This is a genomic window from Lichenibacterium minor, assembly GCF_004137685.1.
In the GTDB taxonomy this organism is placed as follows: Bacteria; Pseudomonadota; Alphaproteobacteria; order Rhizobiales; family Beijerinckiaceae; genus Lichenihabitans; species Lichenihabitans minor.
On record NZ_QYBB01000001.1, the window covers coordinates 430,352 to 453,174 of the forward strand.

The 22,823-nt window shown below is 66.0% G+C and carries 19 protein-coding genes and 1 tRNA gene; 11 read left to right on the forward strand and 9 right to left on the reverse strand.

The features are described 5' to 3' along the window. Positions 1 to 41: 41 nt before the first annotated feature. From D3273_RS01985 to D3273_RS01995, 3 genes are all read right to left on the reverse strand, one after another. Positions 42 to 1,901 carry a potassium transporter Kup gene (locus tag D3273_RS01985; protein WP_129222946.1) on the reverse strand — a complete coding sequence of 620 codons (1,860 nt, stop codon included), beginning with the start codon at positions 1,899 to 1,901 and terminating at the stop codon, positions 42 to 44. Between the two features lie 137 nt (positions 1,902 to 2,038). Beyond that, positions 2,039 to 3,250 carry an NADP-dependent isocitrate dehydrogenase gene (locus tag D3273_RS01990; RefSeq protein WP_129222948.1) on the reverse strand — a complete coding sequence of 404 codons (1,212 nt, stop codon included), beginning with the start codon at positions 3,248 to 3,250 and terminating at the stop codon, positions 2,039 to 2,041. 262 nt (positions 3,251 to 3,512) lie between these two features. Next, positions 3,513 to 3,992, reverse strand: coding sequence for a GNAT family N-acetyltransferase (locus D3273_RS01995; protein ID WP_165359336.1), 480 nt, complete (start codon positions 3,990 to 3,992; stop codon positions 3,513 to 3,515). A gap of 133 nt (positions 3,993 to 4,125) precedes the next feature. Between D3273_RS01995 and D3273_RS02000 the strand changes: the two genes are divergently transcribed. The 8 genes from D3273_RS02000 (at position 4,126) to D3273_RS02035 (ending at position 12,072) form a co-directional block, all read left to right on the forward strand. Continuing rightward, positions 4,126 to 4,563, forward strand: a complete 438-nt coding sequence (locus D3273_RS02000) for a hypothetical protein (protein WP_245500933.1) — start codon at positions 4,126 to 4,128, stop codon at positions 4,561 to 4,563. 7 nt (positions 4,564 to 4,570) lie between these two features. Continuing rightward, positions 4,571 to 5,791 carry a DUF2252 family protein gene (locus tag D3273_RS02005; RefSeq protein ID WP_129222952.1) on the forward strand — a complete coding sequence of 407 codons (1,221 nt, stop codon included), beginning with the start codon at positions 4,571 to 4,573 and terminating at the stop codon, positions 5,789 to 5,791. Continuing rightward, entirely contained in the window at positions 5,788 to 6,480 is a 693-nt protein-coding gene (mdcG, locus tag D3273_RS02010; RefSeq protein ID WP_129222954.1) for a malonate decarboxylase holo-[acyl-carrier-protein] synthase, read from the forward strand. Before D3273_RS02005 ends, mdcG begins: the two co-directional genes overlap by 4 nt. A gap of 115 nt (positions 6,481 to 6,595) precedes the next feature. Next, a complete protein-coding gene (locus tag D3273_RS02015) occupies positions 6,596 to 7,174 on the forward strand; it encodes an invasion associated locus B family protein (protein WP_129222956.1) in 579 nt (192 codons plus the stop codon). An 82-nt stretch (positions 7,175 to 7,256) separates the two neighbouring features. Further along, entirely contained in the window at positions 7,257 to 7,937 is a 681-nt protein-coding gene (locus D3273_RS02020; protein WP_129222958.1) for a hypothetical protein, read from the forward strand. Between the two features lie 184 nt (positions 7,938 to 8,121). Continuing rightward, positions 8,122 to 8,195 (forward strand) — tRNA-Gln (locus tag D3273_RS02025). Between the two features lie 382 nt (positions 8,196 to 8,577). After that, positions 8,578 to 8,871 (forward strand): hypothetical protein, encoded by a 294-nt coding sequence (locus D3273_RS02030; protein WP_129222960.1) that lies wholly within the window; start codon positions 8,578 to 8,580, stop codon positions 8,869 to 8,871. A 717-nt stretch (positions 8,872 to 9,588) separates the two neighbouring features. Continuing rightward, positions 9,589 to 12,072 (forward strand): AAA family ATPase, encoded by a 2,484-nt coding sequence (locus tag D3273_RS02035; protein WP_129222962.1) that lies wholly within the window; start codon positions 9,589 to 9,591, stop codon positions 12,070 to 12,072. Positions 12,073 to 13,478: 1,406 nt separating this feature from the next. Here the strand turns inward: D3273_RS02035 and D3273_RS02040 are convergent. Together D3273_RS02040 and D3273_RS02045 are read right to left on the reverse strand one after the other, a co-directional pair. Continuing rightward, positions 13,479 to 13,739: a hypothetical protein gene (locus D3273_RS02040; RefSeq protein WP_129222964.1), complete on the reverse strand. Its 261-nt coding sequence runs from the start codon at positions 13,737 to 13,739 to the stop codon at positions 13,479 to 13,481. A gap of 683 nt (positions 13,740 to 14,422) precedes the next feature. Further along, positions 14,423 to 14,662, reverse strand: a complete 240-nt coding sequence (locus tag D3273_RS02045) for a helix-turn-helix domain-containing protein (RefSeq protein WP_129222966.1) — start codon at positions 14,660 to 14,662, stop codon at positions 14,423 to 14,425. A 79-nt stretch (positions 14,663 to 14,741) separates the two neighbouring features. Between D3273_RS02045 and D3273_RS02050 the strand changes: the two genes are divergently transcribed. Next, on the forward strand, positions 14,742 to 15,341 hold the full coding sequence (locus D3273_RS02050; protein ID WP_165359337.1) for a helix-turn-helix domain-containing protein: 600 nt from the start codon (positions 14,742 to 14,744) through the stop codon (positions 15,339 to 15,341). A gap of 21 nt (positions 15,342 to 15,362) precedes the next feature. Beyond that, positions 15,363 to 16,367, forward strand: a complete 1,005-nt coding sequence (locus D3273_RS02055; protein WP_129222970.1) for a tyrosine-type recombinase/integrase — start codon at positions 15,363 to 15,365, stop codon at positions 16,365 to 16,367. Between the two features lie 51 nt (positions 16,368 to 16,418). On the opposite strand, the gene D3273_RS02060 is transcribed toward D3273_RS02055, so the two are convergent. Together D3273_RS02060 and D3273_RS02065 are read right to left on the reverse strand one after the other, a co-directional pair. Continuing rightward, positions 16,419 to 17,357 (reverse strand): hypothetical protein, encoded by a 939-nt coding sequence (locus D3273_RS02060; RefSeq protein ID WP_129222972.1) that lies wholly within the window; start codon positions 17,355 to 17,357, stop codon positions 16,419 to 16,421. Further along, complete coding sequence (locus D3273_RS02065) at positions 17,347 to 17,634, reverse strand: hypothetical protein (RefSeq protein ID WP_129222974.1); 288 nt, start codon at positions 17,632 to 17,634, stop codon at positions 17,347 to 17,349. Before D3273_RS02065 ends, D3273_RS02060 begins: the two co-directional genes overlap by 11 nt. Positions 17,635 to 17,883: 249 nt before the next feature. Here D3273_RS02065 and D3273_RS02070 point away from each other — a divergent pair, with 249 nt between their 5' ends. Next, the gene (locus tag D3273_RS02070; RefSeq protein ID WP_129222975.1) at positions 17,884 to 18,564 is read left to right on the forward strand and encodes a recombinase family protein; all 681 of its coding nucleotides are present in this window, start codon (positions 17,884 to 17,886) and stop codon (positions 18,562 to 18,564) included. A gap of 2 nt (positions 18,565 to 18,566) precedes the next feature. Here the strand turns inward: D3273_RS02070 and D3273_RS02075 are convergent, their stop codons facing one another. Beyond that, positions 18,567 to 19,202, reverse strand: coding sequence for a hypothetical protein (locus D3273_RS02075; RefSeq protein ID WP_129222977.1), 636 nt, complete (start codon positions 19,200 to 19,202; stop codon positions 18,567 to 18,569). Between the two features lie 17 nt (positions 19,203 to 19,219). Beyond that, positions 19,220 to 22,618 (reverse strand): phage tail tape measure protein, encoded by a 3,399-nt coding sequence (locus D3273_RS02080; protein ID WP_129222979.1) that lies wholly within the window; start codon positions 22,616 to 22,618, stop codon positions 19,220 to 19,222. Positions 22,619 to 22,823: the final 205 nt, after the last annotated feature.

Genomic DNA, 22,823 nt, shown 5'->3' on the forward strand with positions numbered 1-22,823 from the left:
CCGCGAGGGCTCGTCATGCCGACGGCGGCCCCGCTTTCGCGTCACAAGTCGACCCGCATCCCGATCTCCACGGCGCGCGCCGGCGGCAGGCCGAAGTAATCCGAGGCGCCGACGGCGTTGTGGCTGAGGAAGGCGAAGAGGCGTTCCCGCCAGGGCGCGAGGCCGCGCCGCTGTCCCGGCACCGACATGGCGCGCCCGACGAAGAAGGACGTGTCGTCGAGGTCGATCGCGAAGCGGGCGCTGTCCGCCGTCAGCGCCTTCGGCACGTCGGGCCGCTCGGCGAAGCCGAAGTGCAGGAACACGCGGGCGATGTTCTGCTCCATCGGCTCGACCACCATGCGGCGCTCGGGCCGCACGGTGGGGGTCGGCTCCGTCACCACGGTCAACAGCACGACGCGCTCGTGCAGCACCTTGTTGTGGCGGATGTTCTCGGCCAGCGCGGCGGGGATCGTGCCCCGCGGCGAGGCCAGGAACACGCCCGTGCCTTTCACGCGGTGAAGGCTCGGCGCGCCGTCGCGCACGAACTCGTCGATGGCCGCGTTCTCCTCGTCGATCCGCTCGACCACGAGGGAGCGCCCGCGGTGCCACGTCGACATCACGGTGAACACCAGCGCGCCGACGAGGAGCGGGAACCAGCCGCCGTCCGCCACCTTGAGGGCATTGGCGGCGAAGAAGGCGACATCCACGGCCCCGAGGGTGCCCATGACGGCGACGGTGAGCGGCAGGCCCCATCCCCACCGGCGGCGGGCCACCACGGCGAGCAGCAGCGTCGTCACCACCATGGTGCCCGACACCGCGATGCCGTAGGCGGACGCGAGGCGCTCCGACGAGCCGAAGCCGAAGACGAGCCCGATGACGGCGACCATCAGGATCCAGTTGACCTGCGGGACGTAGACCTGCCCCATCGCCTCGTCGGACGTTTGCCGCACGTCGAGCCTCGGCATCAGGCTCACCTGGATGGCCTGCTGGGCCAGCGAGAAGGCGCCGGAGATCACCGCCTGCGAGGCGATCACGGTGGCGAGCGCCGCCAGGGCCACGACGGGGTAGATCGCCCACCCGGGGAACATGCGGTAGAACGGGTTGTGCAGCGCATCGGCATCGACCAGCACGTTGGCGCCCTGCCCCAGGTAGTTCAGCGCCAGCGCGGGCAGCACCATCGCGCTCCAGGACAGGCGGATCGGCCCGCGCCCGAAGTGGCCCATGTCGGCGTAGAGCGCTTCGGCGCCCGTCACGGACAGAAAGGCCGAGCCGAGGACCACCAAGGACACGGTGCCGTGGGTGGCCAGGAACGCCACCGCGTGGCGCGGGTCGAGGGCCGCCAGCACGGCCGGATAGGCGAGGATGCGCGCGACGCCCGTCGCGGCGAGCAGCGTGAACCAGACCACCATGACGGGGCCGAACAGGAACCCGATCTTGGCGCTGCCGCGCGACTGCACGGCGAACAGCGCCACGAGCACCGCCACGGTGATGGGCACGATGTAGGGGTGGAAGACCGGCGTCGCGGTGTCGAGCCCCTCGACGGCGGACAGCACCGAGATGGCGGGGGTGATCATGCCGTCGCCGAAGAACAGCGAGGCGCCGACCAAGCCGGCGACGAGCAGGGCGTAGGACAGGCGCGGGCCGGGCTCGGCGTCGCGCGCGAGGCCCAGGAGGGCGACGATTCCGCCTTCGCCGTCGTTGTCGGCCCGCATGACGAGGACGACGTATTTCAGCGTCACCACGACCGCGAGGGTCCACAGGATCAGGGACAGGAGGTCGGTGACGGTGGCGGGGTCCGCCCCCCTGCCCGCGGCCCCGAGGCATTCGCGGAAGGTGTAGATCGGGCTGGTGCCGATGTCGCCGAAGACGATGCCGAGCGACCCGACGATTCCGGCGGCTGAGAACTTCGGAGCTTCGGCCATCCACCCTGGTTTTCTGTTCTGGCACCGGTGTCCGAAGGCCGTCGGCCTCCGGAAGGGTTCGGGGCCGAGCCCCGGGGGCGACGTCCGCGCCGGTGCGCTGCGGGCAGCGCACCGGAACAAGGCTCGCCGAGCGCCCGTCAGGCCATCGCGGCGCGCAGGTTGGCGTCGACCTTGTCGAGGAAGCCCGTGGTCGACAGCCAGGTCTGGTCGGGCCCGACGAGCAGCGCCAAGTCCTTGGTCATGGCGCCGCCCTCGACGGTGGCGACGCACACCTTCTCCAGCGTCTTGGCGAAGCGGCCGAGCGCGTCGTTGCCGTCGAGCTTGGCGCGGTGGGCGAGGCCCTGCGTCCAGGCGAAGATCGAGGCGATCGAGTTGGTGCTCGTTTCCTTGCCCTTCTGGTGCTCGCGGTAGTGGCGCGTCACCGTGCCATGCGCCGCCTCGGCTTCCACGGTCTGGCCGTCCGGGGTCATCAGCACGGAGGTCATCAGCCCCAGCGAACCGAAGCCCTGCGCCACCGTGTCGGACTGCACGTCGCCGTCGTAGTTCTTACAGGCCCAGACGTAGCCGCCCGACCACTTCATCGCCGACGCCACCATGTCGTCGATGAGGCGGTGCTCGTAGGTGATGCCGGCCGCCTTGAAGCGGTCCTTGAAGTCGGCGTCGTAGATCTCCTGGAAGATGTCCTTGAAGCGCCCGTCGTATTTCTTCAGAATGGTGTTCTTGGTCGACAGGTAGACGGGAAACTTGCGCAGCAGGCCGTAGTTCAGCGAGGCCCGGGCGAAGTCGCGGATCGAGTCCTCGAGGTTGTACATCGCCATGGCGACGCCGGCGCCGGGGAACTTGAACACTTCCTTCTCGATGACGGTGCCGTCGTCGCCCTCGAACTTGATCGTCATGCGGCCCTTGCCGGGCACGACGAAATCGGTGGCGCGATACTGGTCGCCGTAGGCGTGGCGGCCGATGACGATCGGCTGCGTCCAGCCCGGGACGAGACGGGGCACGTTCTGGCAGATGATCGGCTCGCGGAAGATCACGCCGCCCAGGATGTTGCGGATCGTGCCGTTGGGCGAGCGCCACATCTCCTTGAGGTTGAACTCCTGCACGCGCGCCTCGTCGGGCGTGATGGTGGCGCATTTCACGCCGACCCCGTGCTGCTTGATGGCGTTGGCGGCGTCGACCGTCACCTGGTCGTTCGTGGCGTCGCGGTTCTCCACCGACAGGTCGTAATAGTGGAGGTCGACGTCGAGGTAAGGGTGGATCAGCTTGTCGCGGATGTAGTGCCAGATGATTCGGGTCATCTCGTCGCCGTCGAGTTCGACGACAGGGTTCGCGACCTTGATCTTGTCCATGCTGACCGTTCCCTCGGGCTGGCGCGCCCGTCCCTGGCGTGGTCGGCCGCGCTGCGCCGGGCGCGGCTTCGAGTCCCGCTGCCGCTATAAAGCGAAACCGGCGGGTTGGGAAACGGCGAACCGCGTCGGCGAAGCGGGGCCTGGTCCCGGGTGCGGCGCCACGCTGGATTGAGCGTCGGGCCGGCCCGCACCGGCGCCGCCGAGCCCCGACGCATCGCGGGCGACGTCATCGCGACGACGGTCCTGCGAACCCGACCCGGGGTCACCCGTCGAGACGCTTCTCCAGGACGGCGAGGGTGGGCTCCGGATAGCCCGCATGGACGTCGCGGGCGATCTCGCGGAAGCCCAGCGAAGCGAATAGGGCGAGGTTGCCCGCGAGCTGGAGGCGGACGCGGACGTGGAGCCGCGGCAGCGAGCGTCGGCGCGCTTCGCGCTCCGCTTCCGCCACCAGGGCGCGGGCGAAGCCCCTGCCCCGCGCCGCCGGATCCACGGCGAGCCGGCCGCAATACAGGCCGCCGTCGCGCTCGGCCCACAGCAGCAGGGCGAGCAGCCGATCCCCCGCGGCGATGCCGACCCCCCCGCCGGCGGCGATCCACGCGCGCAGGCTGTCCCCGGTCTCGCGCAGCGCGGACGAGGGCGGGTCGGTGACGACGTCCTGCGCCGAGAAGGCGGACCGGACGAGGGCGGCACAGGCTTCGGCGTCGTCCGGGCGGAGCGTGCGGAGGGTCGGGTCGGCGGTCATGCGGCGTCCTTTCGCATGAGCCGCACCGTGCCGCCAGCACCGCCAGCGTTCGCGCGGCCCTGCGGCGGCGGCGGGGCCCCGGTGGAACCGCGGGCCGCGTCGGGGCGTCGACGGGCATCGGGAGCACGACGCCATGGCGAAACGCGACGGGGCGCCTTCGAAACCCCGGACAGGCCCGCCCGTCACGCCGGACGGCCGCTATTTCACGGTGCGGGGCCGGCTCTGGCGCTGCAGCGACCCCGGATTGCCGCCGGCCGAGCGCGCGACCCTGGTGCGCGAGCTGATGGGGGCCCGCCGGGCCGTGGGGGCGGCGAAGCGCGCCGCCGACCGCCCCGCCGAGGCCGAAGCGCATGCCGCCGTGGACCGCGCCAAGCGCGGGCTGGGCGAGCGCGGCCCGGTCTGGTGGGACGACGGCGCCCCCGACCTGAACCGGCACATGGCGCGCAACACCCCCTATGCCGGGTGGTTCACCACGCTCGCTTCAGAACCGCGCAGCGGCGTCGACGGACCGAACGAATCCGGAGCGGGCGCCGTTGCCCAGGGTGGACCCGTTTCGGGGCCCGGCGAGTGAGCGTTCCATGCCGACCGACAGACGAGACCCGACGCGCTTCCCCAGCCTCGACGAGCGTGCCGGCGTCCTGGAGCGCAAGCGCACGCTGAAGATGGCGCGCTCGGCCCACGCCTATGTGCGCGGCTCGACGGCGCAGTTCTACGCCTGGCTCGGCGACGTCGATGCCGGCCTGGTGCCGGCGGCGCCGCCCGTGTGGATCTGCGGCGACTGCCACCTCGGCAACCTCGGCCCGCTCGCCGACGCGGCCGGCAAGGTCCGCATCCGCATCCGCGACCTCGACCAGACGGTGCTGGGCAACCCGGCCCACGACGTGATCCGGCTCGGCCTGTCGCTGTCGACGGCCGCGCGGGGTTCCGACCTGCCCGGCGTCACCACAGCCCACATGCTGGAGGAGATGGTCCACGGCTACCGCGACGCGCTGCTCGGCCACGACGAGAGCCTGTCGGAGGCCCATGCGGGGCGGGCCGTGCGGGCCGTGCTGCGGCGGGCGACGCACCGGCGCTGGGAACACCTCGCGCAGGAGCGGCTGGAGCGGATCGAGCCCACCATCCCGCTCGGCAAGCGGTTCTGGCCCCTGTCCGAGGCGGAGCGCTCCGCGATCGCGGCGCTGGTGTCGTCGGAGGCCGCCCTGGAACTCGTCGGCGCGCTGCACGGCCGCGGGCGCCACCACGCCGTGACGGTGCTGGACGCCGCCTATTGGATGAAGGGCTGCTCGTCGCTGGGCACTCTGCGCTACGCCGTGCTGCTGCGCATCGGTTCCGGCAAGGCGAAGCCGAGCTATTGCCTGATCGACGTCAAGGAAGCGGTGGCCAGCGTCGCCCCCGCGACCCCGGACGCCCCGGCGGCCGATCCCGCGGACCGCGTGGTGCAGGGCGCCCGCGCGCTGTCGCCCTGCCTGGGCGACCGCATGCTGCCGGCGCGCCTGCTCGGCCGCCCCGTGGTGCTGCGGGAACTGATGCCGCAGGACCTGAAGCTCGAGATCGACGACCTCACCCGCGACGAGGCGGTGGGTGCCGCGCGCTTCCTCGCCGCCGTGGTGGGCCACGCGCATGCCCGGCAGATGGAGCCCGCCGACCGCCGGGCCTGGGCGGACGAACTGCGGCTGCATCGCGCCGGCGGGCTCGACGCGCCGTCCTGGCTGTGGACCACCGTGGTCGACCTCGTGGCGCGCCACGAGCGTGGGTACCTCGACCATTGCCGCGACTTCGCCCTGGCGCGCGCCGGGTGACCCGGCCAGCCGCCCCCGCTTTCGCGCGCCACGACCTCGTTCGCGTGGCGCCCGCCGACTGGGACGCCGCGCTGGCGCGGTCCGAAGCCTTCGCCGCCCTCGCCGACGGTGCGCGCGCCGTCGTGGCCGGCTGGGCGACCTTCCGCCGCCCCGCGGTGGTGCGGCGCCGGGGGACCGGCGACGGTGCGGGGATCGTGCCGCTCGGGGTGCCCCTGCCCCCCCGCCTCGGCAAGCTGCGGCTGGAACTGTCGCTGCCCCCGGGGACGGCGGCGGAGCGTGTCGCCGAGCCGACGCTGTCCGCCGCTGCGCTCGCGGCCGCGCCCCCGGCCTGGGGCCCGGCCTGCCGGGCGCTCGCGGACCTCGGCGCGGACGTCGGCGTCGCGCCCCGGGCGTCCGGCTCGCTCCTGTGGGCGGCGCTGACGGGCCTCGATTATCTCGGGCCCGCTTCCGACCTCGACCTGCTGTGGCCGGTGACCGCCGACACCGACCTGCACCGGCTGCTCGACGGGCTGCGGCGCGTGGACGACCTGGGCATCGTCGCCATCGACGGCGAGATCCTGCTGCCGGACGGGGCCGGCCTCCACTGGCGCGAGCTCGACCGCGCGCGGGGCGAGCCGAACGGCAGCGTGCTCGCCAAGGCGATGGACGGCGTCGCGCTGCGCCCGGTCGCCCCGCTCTTCGCCCCCTGAAGGCTCGTCCGCCGCGCCTTGACTCCCTTCGGCGTTTTTGTCAGGCCTCGCGCCAGGGCGGGAGCGTCCGTCGGCCTTCCGCGACCGGGGCGGGCCCGCCAGCGGTGGAGACGACATGCTGACAATCCTGCGGGCCGTCGCGGCCGCGGCGCGGGTAGGCTGCCGAGCGGCGGCCGAGCGCCCCTTCGATCGAGCGCCGGCCGTGGCGGCCTTGGTGCTGGCCGGCGCGGCTTTCGCGGCGCTCGGCGCCGCGCCGGCGCGGGCGCAGGGCGTGGTGAAGGGCAAGTACGGCGACTGGGAGATGCGCTGCGAAACACCGTCCGGCGCCCCCAAGGAGCAATGCGCCCTGCTGCAGCGCATCGAGGCCGAGGACAAGCCCAACGTCAACCTCGTGGTGATCGTGCTGAAGACGGCGGACGGCAAGAGCCGCCTGCTGCGCGTGGTGGCGCCGCTCGGCGTGCTGCTGCCGTCGGGGCTCGGGCTCAAGATCGACAATGCGGACGTGGGCCGGGCCGGCTTCGTCCGCTGCCTGCCGACCGGCTGCGTGGCCGAGGTGGCCATGGAGGACAAGCTCATCGACCAGCTGAAGGCGGGCGCGACGGCGACATTTATCATCTTCCAGACGCCCGAAGAGGGGATCGGCATCCCGCTGACGCTCACGGGCTTCAAGGATGGCTTCGACAAGCTGCCGTGACGCGAGCGGCCGGCACCGGCCGTGCGCGCGTGGTAGGATCGTGGGATCGGGCGCGCCGCGCCGGGACGGAGGGACGACGGGGATGAGACGAGTTGGAGCGCGGGCCCTGGCGCTGTGCTGTGCGGGGCTGGCCCTCGCCGGATGCGCGGCGACCGACAATCTGATCCCCTCGGCGGGCCGGGTGGGCTCCGCCTTCGGCAACCTCCTCGCCTTCAACACCACGACGCCGGGCCCGGCCCCGGTGGCGAACGGCGCCGCCGAGCGGCCCCTGCAATGTCCCACGATCGAGGTGCTCGACGGCACGGCCTCGTATCGCACCTACGCGGGGGCGACGCAGACCAACGACGCGGTGCGCTATCAGTTCTCCATGGGCGAGGTCGCGCGCGAATGCACGCACAGCGGCAAGGAGGTGCTGCTGAAGGTCGGCGTCGAGGGCCGCGTGCTGCTCGGCCCCGCGGGGAGCCCCGGCGCCTTCACGGTGCCGGTCCGCATCGCGGTGCGCCACGACGGCGACGGCAAGGCCGTGGCGACCAAGCTCTACCAGGTGCCGGCGACGATCGCCGCCGGCGAGGACGCGACCACGTTCCAGATCGTGTCCGACCCCATCGCAGTGCCCTTCGTGACGGCCGACGCCGACGAGGACTACACGATCCTGGTCGGCTTCGACGCCACCGGCAAGGCGCCGCCCGCCGCGGCGACCGGCCAGAAGGGTGCCCGCCGCGGTGCCCGGACCAAGCCGGCCGCCGCGGCGCCTCACGGCTGAGCGAGCCGGACGCGACGGGGCGGGCGGACCATCCCGACACCGCCCCCTCCCCGCGCCCAGCGACAAAAACAGCTTGCGCGGCCCGCCTCCGCGCCGTATAGGCACCACACCGGCCGAGCCGATGCCGACACCATCTTTCGACCTCTCGAAGTTCAGAGGAATGGAAGACGTGATCGGGCTCAGTTGGGGGATAGTTCAACGGTAGAACAGCGGACTCTGACTCCGTCAATCTTGGTTCGAATCCAGGTCCCCCAGCCAACGAATACAAGCACTTAGCGTACGGGTAAGCCGCCCCACCCCAACCGGGTAAGCAGCAGGTAAGCACCCCGCGAGGCTTCCACCTTCCCCGTTGAAATCATTGGGGACGTTTGTCGGCTTGACAAACCTGCTTCTCCTGACAGATGATGCGGACGTCAAGCAGTGAGCTGTGCGGCGTTCGAAGGCGCTGGGCATAGCAGCGAGTGGCGTCGAGCCCTCGCGATAACGGTAATGTGCCTGGCAGCGCTTCAGCGCTGAGTGTCCAGGGGCCGGAGCGGACAGCCTACACGACGGGCGCCGCGTACCTGACGACCCTTCCCAACCGACCTGTTGCGCAGCGTGCCCGCACACCTGCAAGACGGTCATGTTCGGAGGATCGCGGATGAACGCGACCGCATCACCGCTCAATATCTTCGACCTGCCGTCAACCCAGATCCTCGACAACAAGCAAGTCGACGAACTCGGCATCTTTGGCTCGACGGCCACGCGCGCCCACAATCGTTCGATGGGCAAGCCGGGTCCGAAGTACATCAAAATGTCCGGCCGCGTTTTCTACCGGGTAAGCGACTTACTCGCTTACCTGACATCGCAGGCCGAGGCGTCGGAACGGCACATGGCCGCGCGCCGCCAGCGCTACGAGCGCACAGCACGCCACCGCCACGTCGAGGCCGCCTGAAACGCGAAACGACGCCGAGAGGCTAGGCTCGGCGTCGCATTTCACATCTGGAGACCGTGTAATGATTACCCCAAATGGGGGCGCTGCACAAGCGCGCTTGGTGCCAACGTTCCTATCGCCTCTAATGCCATTTGGCTCCCATGGCGTACACCTCGGCGAGGGCGCTGCTTTCACGAGCATTCCGCCTCACTATCCCATTCCGCTAGCCGAGTTTCGGCCTCGGGTACGCAGCCTGTCCGGGCTTCACGTGGCCGCGCTGGCGGCGAATAACGCGACAGAACCGACCGGCCCTGAAGCGTTCGACACTCGCTTGCTACATTGGCTCACGCGGACATCGGACACGCTCGTTATTTTCAGCCTGGACCCTATCGGACCAGTCGCGACAAGGCTGGAAGCCATACTCCGCCCGGCTCGGCGGGCCTTGCTGGTGGTGACGTGCTTCGCACGGCAGGATGCTTGGTTCAGAGCGCTCGACGCACATGCCCGCTACTCCGCAGGCATTCACGGCCTGTTCGAAACGGGAGAAGGTAAGGCAAACGAGCTTCAGCCAGGCATCGTCATAGGCCGCCGATCGGGACCTCTTCAATAGGCTCTAGATCGCACGGCATCCCTGTACCGGACACCCGCCCCGTCTCACCCGGCGCCCGCACAGAAAGAAGCCCGCACGGCACTTGCGATGCCGAACGGGCTTAGGTTCTCTCAGTTCGCGAGCGTATTATGGCGGATCAGTTTGAGGACGGCAAGGGCACAACCGCCCAAAGCCGGAAAGCACATAACTTGGAAGTCGCGCTGCACTTCGCGGCGAACGGCATCCCGATCATGCCGCTCAAAGACAAAGAGCCGGCGATCTGTATGTATGGAGAGCTGGATCGGGACATCTCTCCTGAGCGACGGCAGGCGCGGCACGACCGCTTTGTCGCGAAGCATGGCTTTGAACCGCTCGGCATCGGCTCGACAACTGACGAGGCGACGATCCGACATTGGTGGCGGAGCACGCCCGGCGAACTGGCGACGGGCATCAGCCCCGGCCTGTGCGGCGCCATCGTGCTCGACTGCGACAACAAGGAAGGCGACAACGCCGACGCGGCCTTGCTACGCGCGCATCTGGTCGCACACGGCCTTAGCCTCGATTCGAACCGGACCCCCATCGTGGCATCCGGCCGGCGCGAGGGGCGTCACGCGTGGTTCCGCAACCCCGAAGGCCTTGGGAACGGCGTCGCGCGCGAGCTGAAGGCGGATTGGAAGGGCATGGGCGGCCTTGTTGTGGCGCCGGGCAGCTTGCTCCCTCCCGCGCCGGATGGCGACGGGACGGCCAGGCGCTATGTGCCCGCGGCGGGCTCGCTGAACCTTGTCGAGGCCATCCGCATCGATACCCTGCCCGAGCTGCCGCCCTGCCTTCGCGCCTTGCACGGCGGGAAGACGGGAGCACAGCCGAAGCCCGAGTTTCCCGAGTTACAGGCGGAGGTCGAAGCGGGACCCGAGGTGGACATCCCTGAGGCTGAAGTGGACGCGCTGGCTGCCGAGATGCGGAGCCCGGCCTTCGGCATCGGCGAGCTATGGGACCACCCGAGCCCCGACCACAGCGACAACCGGTGGAAGCTCGCTCAAGCGCTGCGCGGGCGCCGGGGATCGCAGGCGGTGACGGTCCACCACTTCGTCGCTTTGCTGGACACATGGGACGGCGCTGGCGTGTTCAGCGACTACCGCGGCCAGGGCCTGTACGCGCCCTATGACGTCGCGCGCGAGTGGGGAAAGAATGCCGATGCGCGCCCGATCTCGACAGGTGAGGCGTTCGGGATGGTGGACGATGGCGACATGCCCGCGCCGGACTGCCGTAGTACGGGGGACAGCGCCCTTGCCGATTTCCTCAACGCCGTGGTGCTCGACAGTGACTCGGCACCGGCCGAGGCTGCGATCCGGCGCGAGCTGAGAGAGGACAGCCTGAGCCGCGCCGCGGCGAAGCGCCTGGATGTTATGCTCGGCAGCATTCGGGCGGGCATATGGGAGCCGCTGCCATCGAACTTCGAAAGCCTGCGCGCGGCCGTCAACGCGCCCGAGATCACGCCCGCTCCTGTATATGAGACCCGCGCCAGCCTGCGCACCAGGACGCGGAAACCGACGCTTTGGCTCATCGCCGACATGATCGCGGCGAACACGGTGTTCGTCATCCATGGCCGAGAGGGCACCGGCAAAACGCTCATCGCGACGGATCTTGCCTACAGCATCGCCTATGGCCGCGATTGGGCCGGGCGGAAGGTGATGCGGGCGGGCGTGCTCTACGTGTGCCCAGAGGGGCCGGACGGGTTCGTGCGGCGGCAAGATGCTTGGCACCTCCGGCAAACTGCGATCGGTTTCGCCGAGGATGATGGGCCGATTGAAACTCGCCGGGTCGCTACGGACATGTTCACCAGCGATGCGCACTTCGTCGCCATATCGAAGCAGGTTGAGACGTTCCACCAGCGCCACGACGTCGGATGCGCGCTCGTCATCTTCGACACCATGCGCCAGGTCACGCCCGGCGCGGATGAGAACCTTGCGAAGGACGTAGGGGTGTTCACGGCGAGGCTGGCCCGGCTGCGCGATGCTCACGGCTGCGCGGTCGGCTTCGTGCATCACGAGACAAAGGACCCGAGCAAGGGCGCGGCAGGCTCGACGGCGGTGACGTCCAACGTGGACGCGGCCTTCAGCGTGAAGGCGGAGAAGGGCGCGCTCATGCTGGTGCCCGGCAAGCAGCGGGATAGCGGCAGCCGCGAGGTAGTGCGGTTTCAGGTGGTCGAGTGGGATGCGGGGCTCAACACGGATGGCGTGATGGAACGGGCGCCGGTGGCGGTGGTCGAGCTGCCGAAGCCGGGCAAGCAGCCTTCAGATGGTTCGGCGATGGGCGCCGTGGACGATGAGGATCAGGCCGAGGCGGCTGCCCTGCCCGAGCCTGTCGACGCTACCCCCATCCCGCCAGACCCTGAAGAGGTCGCCCGCCATGATCTCATCCTCGGAATCGTTGCGGAGGCGCCTGAGCAGGCCATCCGGTTCGGCGACCTACTCGCGACCTTCAACGCCAAACGCCGCCGCGGAAGGAAAGAACCGCTCGGCCGAACGGTGTTGCAGGATCTGATAGCGGATCTTGTCGAGACAACACCCCCACGTCTCCGCCGGATCGGAACGGGAAACAGTCGGCAAATCTCCCTGCCCGAGGGCTCCTGAGGCACGCGGAAACGGCATTCCTTCGTCCGGTTCTTCGTCCGGCCGCTTCGTCCGGAAAACGGGTGTCCGGCCGGACGAAGGACATGGGCGAGGAAACGGACGCAGTAAGCTAGTGCGTGCAACGGCTTAGCTTCGTCCGCCTTCGTCCGGAAAAGGGCTGTTTCCGTAAACCTTTGGGCTTCGTCCGTCCACTCCCCCCATCCTTTAAGGATGGGGGAGGGGCGAGCCGGACGGAGCGGATGAAGGCGGACGAAGGCAGATCGCAGGCTCACCGATGCCCGAGCGAAGCAGGATGGGGGCAGTAGCTTGGGCGCGGTGTCTGATCCGGTCGAGGTGGAACGCAACATGCCGGAGCGGGTCGAAATTTTGGGGATCGCTGCGTTCGGGCGGGATAGGGGTCATTCCTTTGGCATCCGGACCACGCTAGGTGTCGCGCCTATCACGACAGCGAGATGATGGATGACTGACGCTCAGCCCGTTCCCGCAGGTCAACCTTCCCCTGCTGCAGGTCTTTTTGAAAAGCCGTGTTCAAGTTGCTTCAGCCCGATAGACAGGCGCGCGACAGTCTGCCCCAAATGTCGTTCTTTCCAGGGCTTGTACTGGTGGACGCGTTTGGTAGGCGTGGGATCGCCTTGGGTGATTGGTGCCCTTTCTCTCGCGAGTTTAGCGTACTCGAACTATGCAAATCAGTTTCCACACAAACCGAACCCGATCAAAACCGAACTTCATACGGTTCTGCCCGGTGAAGTCGTCCTAAGAGCGATCAATCCCTTAAGCCTACCTGTGTACCCCGAGCCAGGTGCCTTCGTAAGGTGTAGCGCCGAAGGGAAGCCAAAGTCTAACTTTGTGCTTCGCCTCCGAGAAGATACAAGCCAATTCTCAATACCTGCCCATCAGGCTGCACTTATCGGATTCAGCCTTATACAAGGCTCAAGTGTACCAGATGAAAGCGATATCGAACCTAATGCTCAATGTTATCTAGTCATGTGGGTAAGTGATGGAGGTCAAAACCAAGCGGAGAACGACCAACTTCTCATACCGGCCGTTGTGAAAACGCTTGTGCGCCATTGATCGAACAGTCGCAAACTCACGGCCGCTTTGCTCGACGCCTCTGGCCAACAGTTCGTATTTCACAAAAAATCGATGTGCTTTTCAGGGGCAGCGCAAGCCCCCGGCCCCCCGGGGGGTGGCTAGCAGGGACCCGTGACCGGGGGGGGGCGGTGCCAGCCTGCCGCCTCCAGCGCGCCACGCCTGCCGCGTGCCAGCTCCAGCCCACCAGCCGGCGGGGCCGTGCCCTGCCCCATGCTCTCAGGCGCTCGTCACAGCCTCGCACAGAAGCAAAGTTGACCTGCCCGCTACCTGACTAGCCTGATCAATCAAACGCCCGCCAGCGAGCCGCTCACGGCTTACCAACGCTCCAGTTGCGCAGATCGGATGCGCACGCTGCCGACGATCGGCACGCCCCATCCTTCCGTCCACTCGGGCCCCACCGCCAACGTCGTCACGCCGCGGCGGATGAGTAGCGAGCGCGATGACAGCTCGTGCAGGCTGACGTGCTGCACATCAAGGCCCAGCGACATGCGGCTCAGCGGCATGGCGCCGAGCGGCATCGTCGCCGCGATGGTGAGGCCTATGGCTGTCATGATGCCGGCGGCGCGGATGGTCATCGTTCGGACCTCGACGCGGCCGGCGGGATGGGACGTGGCCGGCGCGCGTGCCTGCTCAACACACACTCTATGGTGAAGTTGCCCAGCTACCAGGACGCACAGACACAGCGCCAGGAATGGTGGCGCCCCATGCTCCGATGGGTGGGGGCCTTGTCGCGCCGTTCGGGACGGGGCTTGCAAGGGCCGGCGTCGGGTCGAGCTGCGGTGACGTTCGTTCCTCCGGGCCAATGCTCGGACGAACGCCGAGCGCTGGCCGTACCCGAAGTTGGCGCAGTGGCGATGCGACTTCGTCTCTCGTGCGAGGTGCATGCGATGGCGGGCGATGCCCCGGCCTGACATGCGCAAAGTGAGGCCGTGGGGCGGTAGCGGCGCGAGGGGAGCGACCACATCGGGCGGTGGTTCGGGCGCGAGAGAGCATGCCGACAGCGCTGCACCCACCGCGATGCAGGCGAGCCGAACCGATGTGCCTCTTAGCCTCATAGGCGTATCGTGCGGCGTTCGAGCATGGATGTCTCGCTCGGCACAGCAGCATGCGCAGACGGGCCAACTTGTCGCACCATGCAATCACTCACTCCAGAACCCGACAAACACGACAAGTGCAGAGGCGGCAGAGCGACATAAGTCTGCCAGCGCATACGATGTATGTGTGAGGACCTACATGTCCCGACACACATTGAACTTGCTCATTCCGAGCCGCTGATCTTAACTCCTTCGGAGCCATCATCCTCGGAGAGGAACGTTATGCCTGCCGCCTCACATGTGCGGACGATCTTGTCTCGTGTGGTCGCATATCCGCCGAGCTGTTCGTCGGCCATTTCGAGACGCCCGAGCGTGGTGCGCGAAAGGCCGGACTTCGACGCCATCTCATCCTGGCTCCAGCCAAGGAGGGCGCGAGCGGCTTTGAGCTGTCTGACGGAGATCATGGGCCAACCTGGAACAAAATGCGTTGACTACGCCGTAAGCTGGAATAATTTGCGCCAGGTTAAGGCCGTGAGATCACCCATGAACCCGTCCCGCCGTTGCGCGATCCGACATGACTACCTCGTCAACCCCGCCGACCTCGGCGACGCCATGGCGCTCATAATGCAGCGCACCGAGGCGCTCGCACCAGCCCAGCGCGTCAAGACCACGCGCGCGTGGGTCCACGAATGGTGCGCCTTCGGCTCCCTGCTGTGCCGGAACGCGGACATTGGCTTCACGCTGCACATGTTCTCCGATCATCCCGACTTCGAAGACGAGACATTCGAGTTGGACGATTTGCAAGCGGCGGAGTGGGTCGGCAAGGCTCGGCATCAGGTTCGCGCGCCGACCGCGGCCGAGGTCCGCTTAATGACCCTGACGACGGCTGACATAGCCGAGCGGTGGAACTGCAAGCGTGAAACCATTCGATACTTCATCGAAGGCGGCCACCTGCCCGCGTTCCGAGTCGGCCAAAGGCACCGGATCCGCCGCGATGCGCTGGACAGGTTCGAACGCGCGAACTCCATCCGCAGCATGCTGGCTGAGGCAGCCGGCGATGTCAGCCGAACAACCCTCATCCTCAATGCCGTCGCGACTCGTCTGCGAGCCAATGCACGCTCTGCGAGGGCCGCAGCCTCATGACCTCACCCATTCGGAGGCTGAATGCTCCATAGCTACCGGCTCCGGCTTCATCGGGGCCGGTTCGCCCTCTACTGGCGGGAGGACGGCCGATCGCGGCGGTACTCCCTCGGCACCACGGAAAAGGTTGAGGCTGAAGTCCGCGCCGACGCGTTCATCCGAGCGATGGCACAGGCGCGGGCGCCAACAATCACCATCGCCGAGGTATGGGAGCGGTATCGCGAGCGGCTTAAAGGCCGGCCGGCCTACACGACGATGGCCTATGAGTGGAAGCATCTGCTCTCATTCTTCGGCGATCTGCGAGCCTACCTCATCACCGAAGAGGCGTGCCGACGCTACATTGAATATCGGCGGGGCCAGGGCCGCAAGGACGGGACGATCCTGACGGAGCTGAACCGCCTCTCAAACGCACTGAACTACGCCGTCAAGGCAGGACTGCTTGACCGTGCGCCGGTCATCGTTCGGCCGCGCGCTCCACCGCCGCGGGATCGCTTCCTGACCAAGGCGGAGGCGCGCACCTTCCTGGACGGGATCGCGGCCCTACATGTTCGGCTGTTCTGCGTACTCGCGCTGGCGACTGCGGCCCGCCGGGAAGCCATCCTCGGGCTGACGTGGGATCGAATAGACATGGGACGGCGCCGGCTTCACCTCACAGACCCGAAAGCACCAGAGACCGCGAAATCACGGGCCATCGTGCCGATCAACGACCGCTTGCACGCCGAGCTTTTGGCCGCGCGCCAGCGAGATCACATTGCCATGGGCTCCACGGCGTTCGTCGTGCAGTACCGCGGCGGGCGCGTCGCCTCGCTCAAAACGGCGTTGGCGCAGACGTGCCGGCGCAGTGGGGTCGAAGGCGTCACCGCCCATGTGTTCCGTCACACCGCCGCGGTTTGGATGGCTGAGGGCGGCGTGCCTATGGAAGAGATCGCACAATTCCTCGGGCACCGCGACGTGACCGTGACGCGAAAGGTCTATGCGCGGTTCAGCCCGGAGTACCTCCGCAAGGCGGCTGAATCGCTGGATTTCTAGCTGGATTCCGTGATGTACCAACCCTCCGCCTTCGTGGCGACAATCATGCTATCATTGGATGGGTGCAAGTGCCGACCTGAAGCCAGCGCTGATTGCCTGCTGAATTTCACCTGTGAAGTGAAGATTCAAAGCTGCTTGCGACGGCACTCTGCCTATAGCAAAGCCTCTAGGGGTTTTACTCTCTTGCGTTGGACCGATCGTAATCAGCAGATCATGCGTCCGCATCCTACTTTCCGAGATGAGCGGGTTAGCGCCCCCCCCCGTTGATATTGTCACCAACTTCCACATCGGGTTCACCGTACCCGTTGTTGTAACGATGAATTTGACCTCATATGAAAATGCATTGTATTTCGTCTGTGATTTATCCAATGAATACGAGGTAGGTAAACTGTTGTAGGCTGCTAGAGCACTTTTCAGCCAGTCTCCTATGCCCAGATCTCCAAACAAAAGAGAGCTACCGTGCCTGTCCAAATCCTTATAAGGCGGCCCACCAGGTTGTCGGCACGATGAATCCTTTTCAACATCGATCGGCATCTTGAATTGACCGAGATCGTAAAGGAAAAGTAACTTCTCATTTCGTGTTGCTTGTGAGGACGCCGTAGCACCAACTGGGAGACTGAAACTCTGCGGCACCTTGATTTGGTCCTGACCCTTAAAGGGAAGACTAGCCGTGCGTAATGTTTGATTGTAGGCGATATTTGCATTGAGAGATCCAGTCTCATCGACCTGCAACTGCAACGTTTCTTGCGCCGCCCAATCGTTGGGTATGGAGTCCTCTATTTTCCCATATCGATATATTTTCTTAGGACCGTATAAGCTGACGGCTTTTCGAAGCTCACAATATATACTCTTTTGGATGCGATAACTCATTGCATCATCTACGTCCGCTTCTTCGTACGGTTCATGCAGAGTCGGAACGCTAAGCCCGCAACCACCCAGTAAAGTTGATAGCGAGAACAATGATATAAAAATATTTCTGCTACTTTCCATTGTTGCCCTCCTTGTCCAGGTCGAAGAACTTCGGGAAGGCTTGCGGCAGGCTGGAAATAGGAACGCTCTTGAAGAGTGGAACCGTTTCCGGGGACTCGATAGAGCCGTTTTTTACCGTGATCTGCGGCAATTTCTTAGTGCCTGATTTCCTTACAAAAGCTGCTCGATGGTGTTTCCTAGCCTCGGCCTTATTTGTGACAGCCAAAGCAACAGTTGGAACCAAAATGCTGAGATTCAGCATGAAAGCAATTAAAAGAATATTCCCCGACTTCGACATCAAAGCCACCTCTATGTTTAGAAGTTCCAAGATCGTAAAAAACAGATTTCAGCGTAGCAAGCTCAAATTGGGAAGGGTCCTTGAGCTTGCTGGATTTTCTGTCCAGTGTTGCGTCAATGCCTCACCTGAGCCGGTCACCGCGGGCGCTTGGCATCCTCCCACGCCACGGTGGCGGGGTTGACACTGCCCCGCGCTGTGTTACGTTTCTGGCAACGAACGTAGTGTGTTTCGTTGCAGCGGGTCGGCACCATGGCAAATGGCAAGTTCGTCAGCTACCTCCGGGTCTCCACCGCCAAGCAGGGCGCCAGCGGCCTGGGAATGGATGCGCAGCGCACGGCGGTGACGGACTTCCTCAACGGCGGCCGTTGGTCGCTCATCGCCGAAGTGGTCGAGGTCGAGAGCGGTAAGAATGACGATCGCCCGAAGCTGGCCGAGGCCATGGCGCTGTGCCGGCTCCACGGCGCCACGCTGGTCATCGCGAAGTTGGACCGGCTGTCCCGCGATGCGCACTTCCTGCTTGGCCTTCAGAAGGCCGGCGTGCGGTTCGTCGCTGCCGACATGCCCGAAGCCAATGAGATGGTGGTGGGGATCATGGCCGTTGTCGCTCAGGCCGAACGCAAGATGATCTCCGCCCGCACCAAGGCGGCGCTGGCGGCGGCCAAGGCTCGCGGCACGAAGCTCGGCGGCGATCGGGGCAACCTGGCCGTGGTCGGCGCCGCTGGCCGCGCCAAGGGCACTCAGGTCCGCCAGAGCAAGGCCAAGGCCCGCGCCGGGGACCTTGCCCCCATCCTGTCGTCATTGCAGGCGGACGGCGTCACAACGCTGCGGGGCCTCGCTGAGGCGTTGAACGCCCGTGAGATCCCCACGGCGCGCGGCGGCACATGGTCGGCGGTTCAGGTGCAACGCGTGCTGGCGACGATTGAAAGGTAGAACTAAGACGTTCGCAGTGTTTTGATGAGTGAGACGGCGGCCTCATTGAGCCTTGTAGCTTTGATCTCGATCGAAGCTGCACGGGCAACGGCAGAGTTATACCAAAACAGAGGTGGCTTCCCTTTATTTTTTCTAATATGGTCGAGGCAGTCGAAATAACCTGAAAGCTCTTCTTCAAACATAATTATGGGAGCGCTGATTTCGTCGATAAGGGGCAACTCGTTAAATGGGTCCCGGGGATTAAGGCGGATCTGCCCAAATAGGACCTCATACAGACCTTCATAATTACCTTGCTCAAATATAATACGAAGCCTGCCGTCTCTCTCATGTCGTAAAACTCCCTGAACATGCGTCCTAATTTTCAGCGTATAAATTTGAATACGAGTGAGTATTACATGCCTTTTTTTGTCCAAATCGATTTTCTGCTCCCTCTCCTTATTTCTCTGCTCTTGCGTACTCACCCACAACGCCGTTCCAGCGGCGGCGAAGCTGCCTATACCGCTCAGCCATCCACCGTATGCTGCAACCCAATCGGGTGTCCAAGGCATCGCGCGAACAAGGCCATAGACCAGCATGAGGGATGGAACGGCAAGCACAGCGAACAAGAAGCGTTTGTCGCTATTCTTCAAGTCCGCCACGCCTAGCTCCACAAAATTCACATATGCCCGGTCCCGAGCAAGGCCGGTGACGGCATGCTAGGCTGAACGCCGTTGTTGCCGGCGAGCTTTCCACCCATCATGGTCTCTCCCATCTTGCCCGACAGACTGAGTTGAGCCAAGTGCTCCACCGTCCGCACCAACCCAAGGAAGTAGGTGGACGGCTCGATGATGATGGACGTAGTGTTGTGAACCTCAGCGGACCCGTTGACGCTCACCTGAGACGGCGCGACCGTCACCTGGAGCGGCTGCGCCGGACCCGCGGGCACCTGCCCGGCCGTTGTCAGCCGTTCGTTCGCCACCGCATTCCGGCCGCGCGTACCCTCGGGATCACGGTGGAACTCATCGGCCGCCCGGCGCCCCTGTTCCCACACGCTTTCGGGCATCCCGGAGCGGAAGGGGTTGAAGCCGATCTTCCCATACTCCCTGTCGTGGAACGTGCTGAAGTCCATTCGACGCTTCAGCGCGGCGTCCGCATCGAACCGGCGGCGGATCTGCCCCTCCACATCGTTCTCCCGATCTCGCCGGGCCGTGCCGATATCGATGACGCTCTGAGCGGCGAAGGCGACATCACCCACGCCCGACACAATGCCCAGCCCGCGAGCCGCCATGCCGAGCAACTTGGCCCGACCGATGGCCTGAGCGGCTTCCGCAGCGGCTTTCTCGGCTTGGAAGCGAGCGCCGTTCACCGCCAGTTCCTCGGCGGTACGACCGGCCAGCGTGCCACTCTTGCCCGCAGTCTCCGCAGCCATCGCGGCGGCCTTGCTCCCGGCCTCAGCCGCCACCGTGCCGGCGCGCTGCGCGGCAGTCTCGGCAGCCTTGGCGGCTTCACCCTTTCCGCCAGCGGTCTCCGCCGCCCTGGCCGCGGCGTTCATGGCGTCGGCAAGGCGCGAAGCTGCCTTGGCCGCAGCATCCTCGGCGCTGCCCTTGGCCGCCTGGGTGGCAAGCACCTTCTGCGCGGCAGCTTCGGCGCTGGTGGCCGCCTGAGCCGCCGCGTCCGCCGCCCGCTGCGCGACGCCGAGCGCCCGCTCAATCTCGGCAGTGGGGGGCACCAGCTTCCCGAGCAAGTCACCCGAGGCCAGCGCCCGCTTCTCCGCCTGGCCGATGGCCTCCGCCATGGCCGAGCTTGACCGCGCGATGGCCTGTTCCGCGTGCTCGCTCACCAGCGAGGCCAAGCGCGCATACTTCTCCGCAGCCGTGGCCGCTGCCCGGTCGGCCGCGCCCGAAATCGTATCGAACTTGGCTGCGGCTTTGGCGGCGTCCGCCCCCACTTCCGCAAGCTTCGCCATGGCGTCAACTGCGGCGCTGTCCATCGCCCGCACGAAACTGGCGGAGCGTTCGGCGAACCGTTGCGCGCCCTCAGCGATGGCGTTCGCCTCGGCGCTGGCCCGTTCCGCCATGCCGTGCTGAAGGGTCGCCAGCGCGCTCCGCTGGCCCGCCTCGACAGCATCCGCCGCAGCGCTGGCCGATGCCTGTATGGCCCCTTCAGCCGCAGCGACCCGCGCCGCAGCCTGTTCCGCCCGAGCGACAGCAGCCTCAGCACCGGCCCCAAGGCCACGTCCGGCCGCCGCCCCCATGCCCGAAGCTGCATCCCTGGCCGCCGTCCCGGTGGCACGTAGCGCGGCCGTGGCACCGCCAAGCGCGTGTTCCGCCGTCGCCGCAGCTCCGCCGATCCCGACAAGCCGGCCGATCACAGGGACCGCCCTGCCCGCTGCCCCGCCGAGCCCGACAAGCGTCCCCATGATGGTCAGAAGCGGCCCGAGCGCTGCCGCTGCCATGGTCGCTTCCGTGCCGAACTCAACAACCTTCGGGTCGAGCGAGGCGACGGCGTCTAGCACCTTGACGATGCCACCCGCGACAGCGTCGAAGACGTGTTGCTCGGCCATCTTTGAGACGACCATCTCGAAAGCGTTGTGGGCCTGTAGGTAGGCGCCTTCCAAGCTGCGGGCATGCTCCGCCGCCTGTCGGGATGCAATGCCGGCCTGCTCCTCGACGTACTGCTGAGGCGTGGGGGCGGGCGCCAGCGGGCCCTTCAGCCCCATCATCATCTCCCAATTCGACCCGTACTGGCGCTGGCCTTCGTTGACGAACTCGTCTCGGGCCTCCTTGGTCTCCGGAGGCCTGAGGATCGGCATCACGCGGGGGGACTGCCGCTTCTCTCCGATCATCGACCAGATTTCCGGCGTCATTCGCCCGGTTTTGCGGATGTCTTCGATCATGCGCGGCACATCGGTGGAGCCGATGAACGAGTCCATGAACTTGTCGACGACCTTCTGAGCGATCTCGGGCTTGATTGGGTTTTTCGCCTTGCCCGTCGCCATGATGGCTTCGCGCCACTCGCCGCCCAGCACGTCGAGGTTATGGCCTTTGTTGATGTCGTCGCTTTGGAAAGCAGCCCATGCTTTCATCACTGCGGCATCCATACCCTTGTAGCCTTTCATCCCCGCTTGCTTGAGGAACGCTTCGGGGTTCATGCCGCCGGTCATGTTCTGATAGTCGCGCAGGTTCAGCCCGAGCGAGGCGAACCCACCATAGGCGCTATTCTTCGGCGCGATGAACGAACCGATCATGGACCGCTGAGCGACGGACGACTCGTCACCCCGGAAGCCCGCTTCCTTCTGTGTGGCGGACATCATCGCGATTTGGCCGAGGTCGAGATTGGAGAAGCGCGCGAGCGGCGCTGCCATCTTCAGCGACTGCATCACCTCGTGATGCCCCTCGAAATTAGACGAGGTGTACATGGTCGACAGGACGTCGGCGAGGTGGCCGAACTTGTGGTTCAGCGCGTCCATCCCGAGAGCGTGGCCTTCCTTGTCTCGGGTTTCGATCGGCAGCGCGTTGGCGAGCGCGATGAGATCGTCCGTCGCTGTATGAGCGTCCGTGCGGTTCGCGATGGCGAGGATGGCCGCCTGGTTGGCCAGCGCCTCGGCGGGAATCATCGACCGCGCCGGATCGTTCGTCGCGGTGTCCTGATACCCGGCCTTGACCGCGGCCAGCACGGAATCCTTGTACTCCTTCACATTGACGAGGCCCTTCGGCAGGCCGCCAACGCCGTCGTAAGCGACCGCAGCCGCGGCGTTTGCCGCTTCCATCTGCGCCGCCGCGTAAGCCTTGGTGGACATGGTCAGGTTGTCGACGGAGCGGGCCCGCTGTTCCAGCACGCCTCGCATCGTGTTCTCAATGCGCGAGAATTCCAACGCCTTGTCGGCCATCTCCTTCAGCCCGGCGACGACAGGCATGGTGATGCCGAGCGTCATCCTTTGGCCGTGCTCGGCCATCTTCGCCCCCATCTTCGCCATGGCACTCTCGTGCCCAGCGACCTTGTGGGACATGTGGCTCAACGGTTCGGACAGATGGTCAATGAGGTGGATGACCGCCGCGACCTCGAAAGTGTTCATCCCAACGCGCCCTTACACAGTGGACCTGTGTGGAATTGTACTCTCATTACGTTCATTGGAAAACCGAGGATTCGCGCAGGCGTCGAGGGCCACCAACCCTTGATTTTTTGTCATCCGGTGTTAGTAGATCATTGGCGGGGTGAACTCAGTTTTTTCATCCTTTGGGTATGTGGTGCTTTTGGTCCAATGTGCAGCTTCGGCGGAA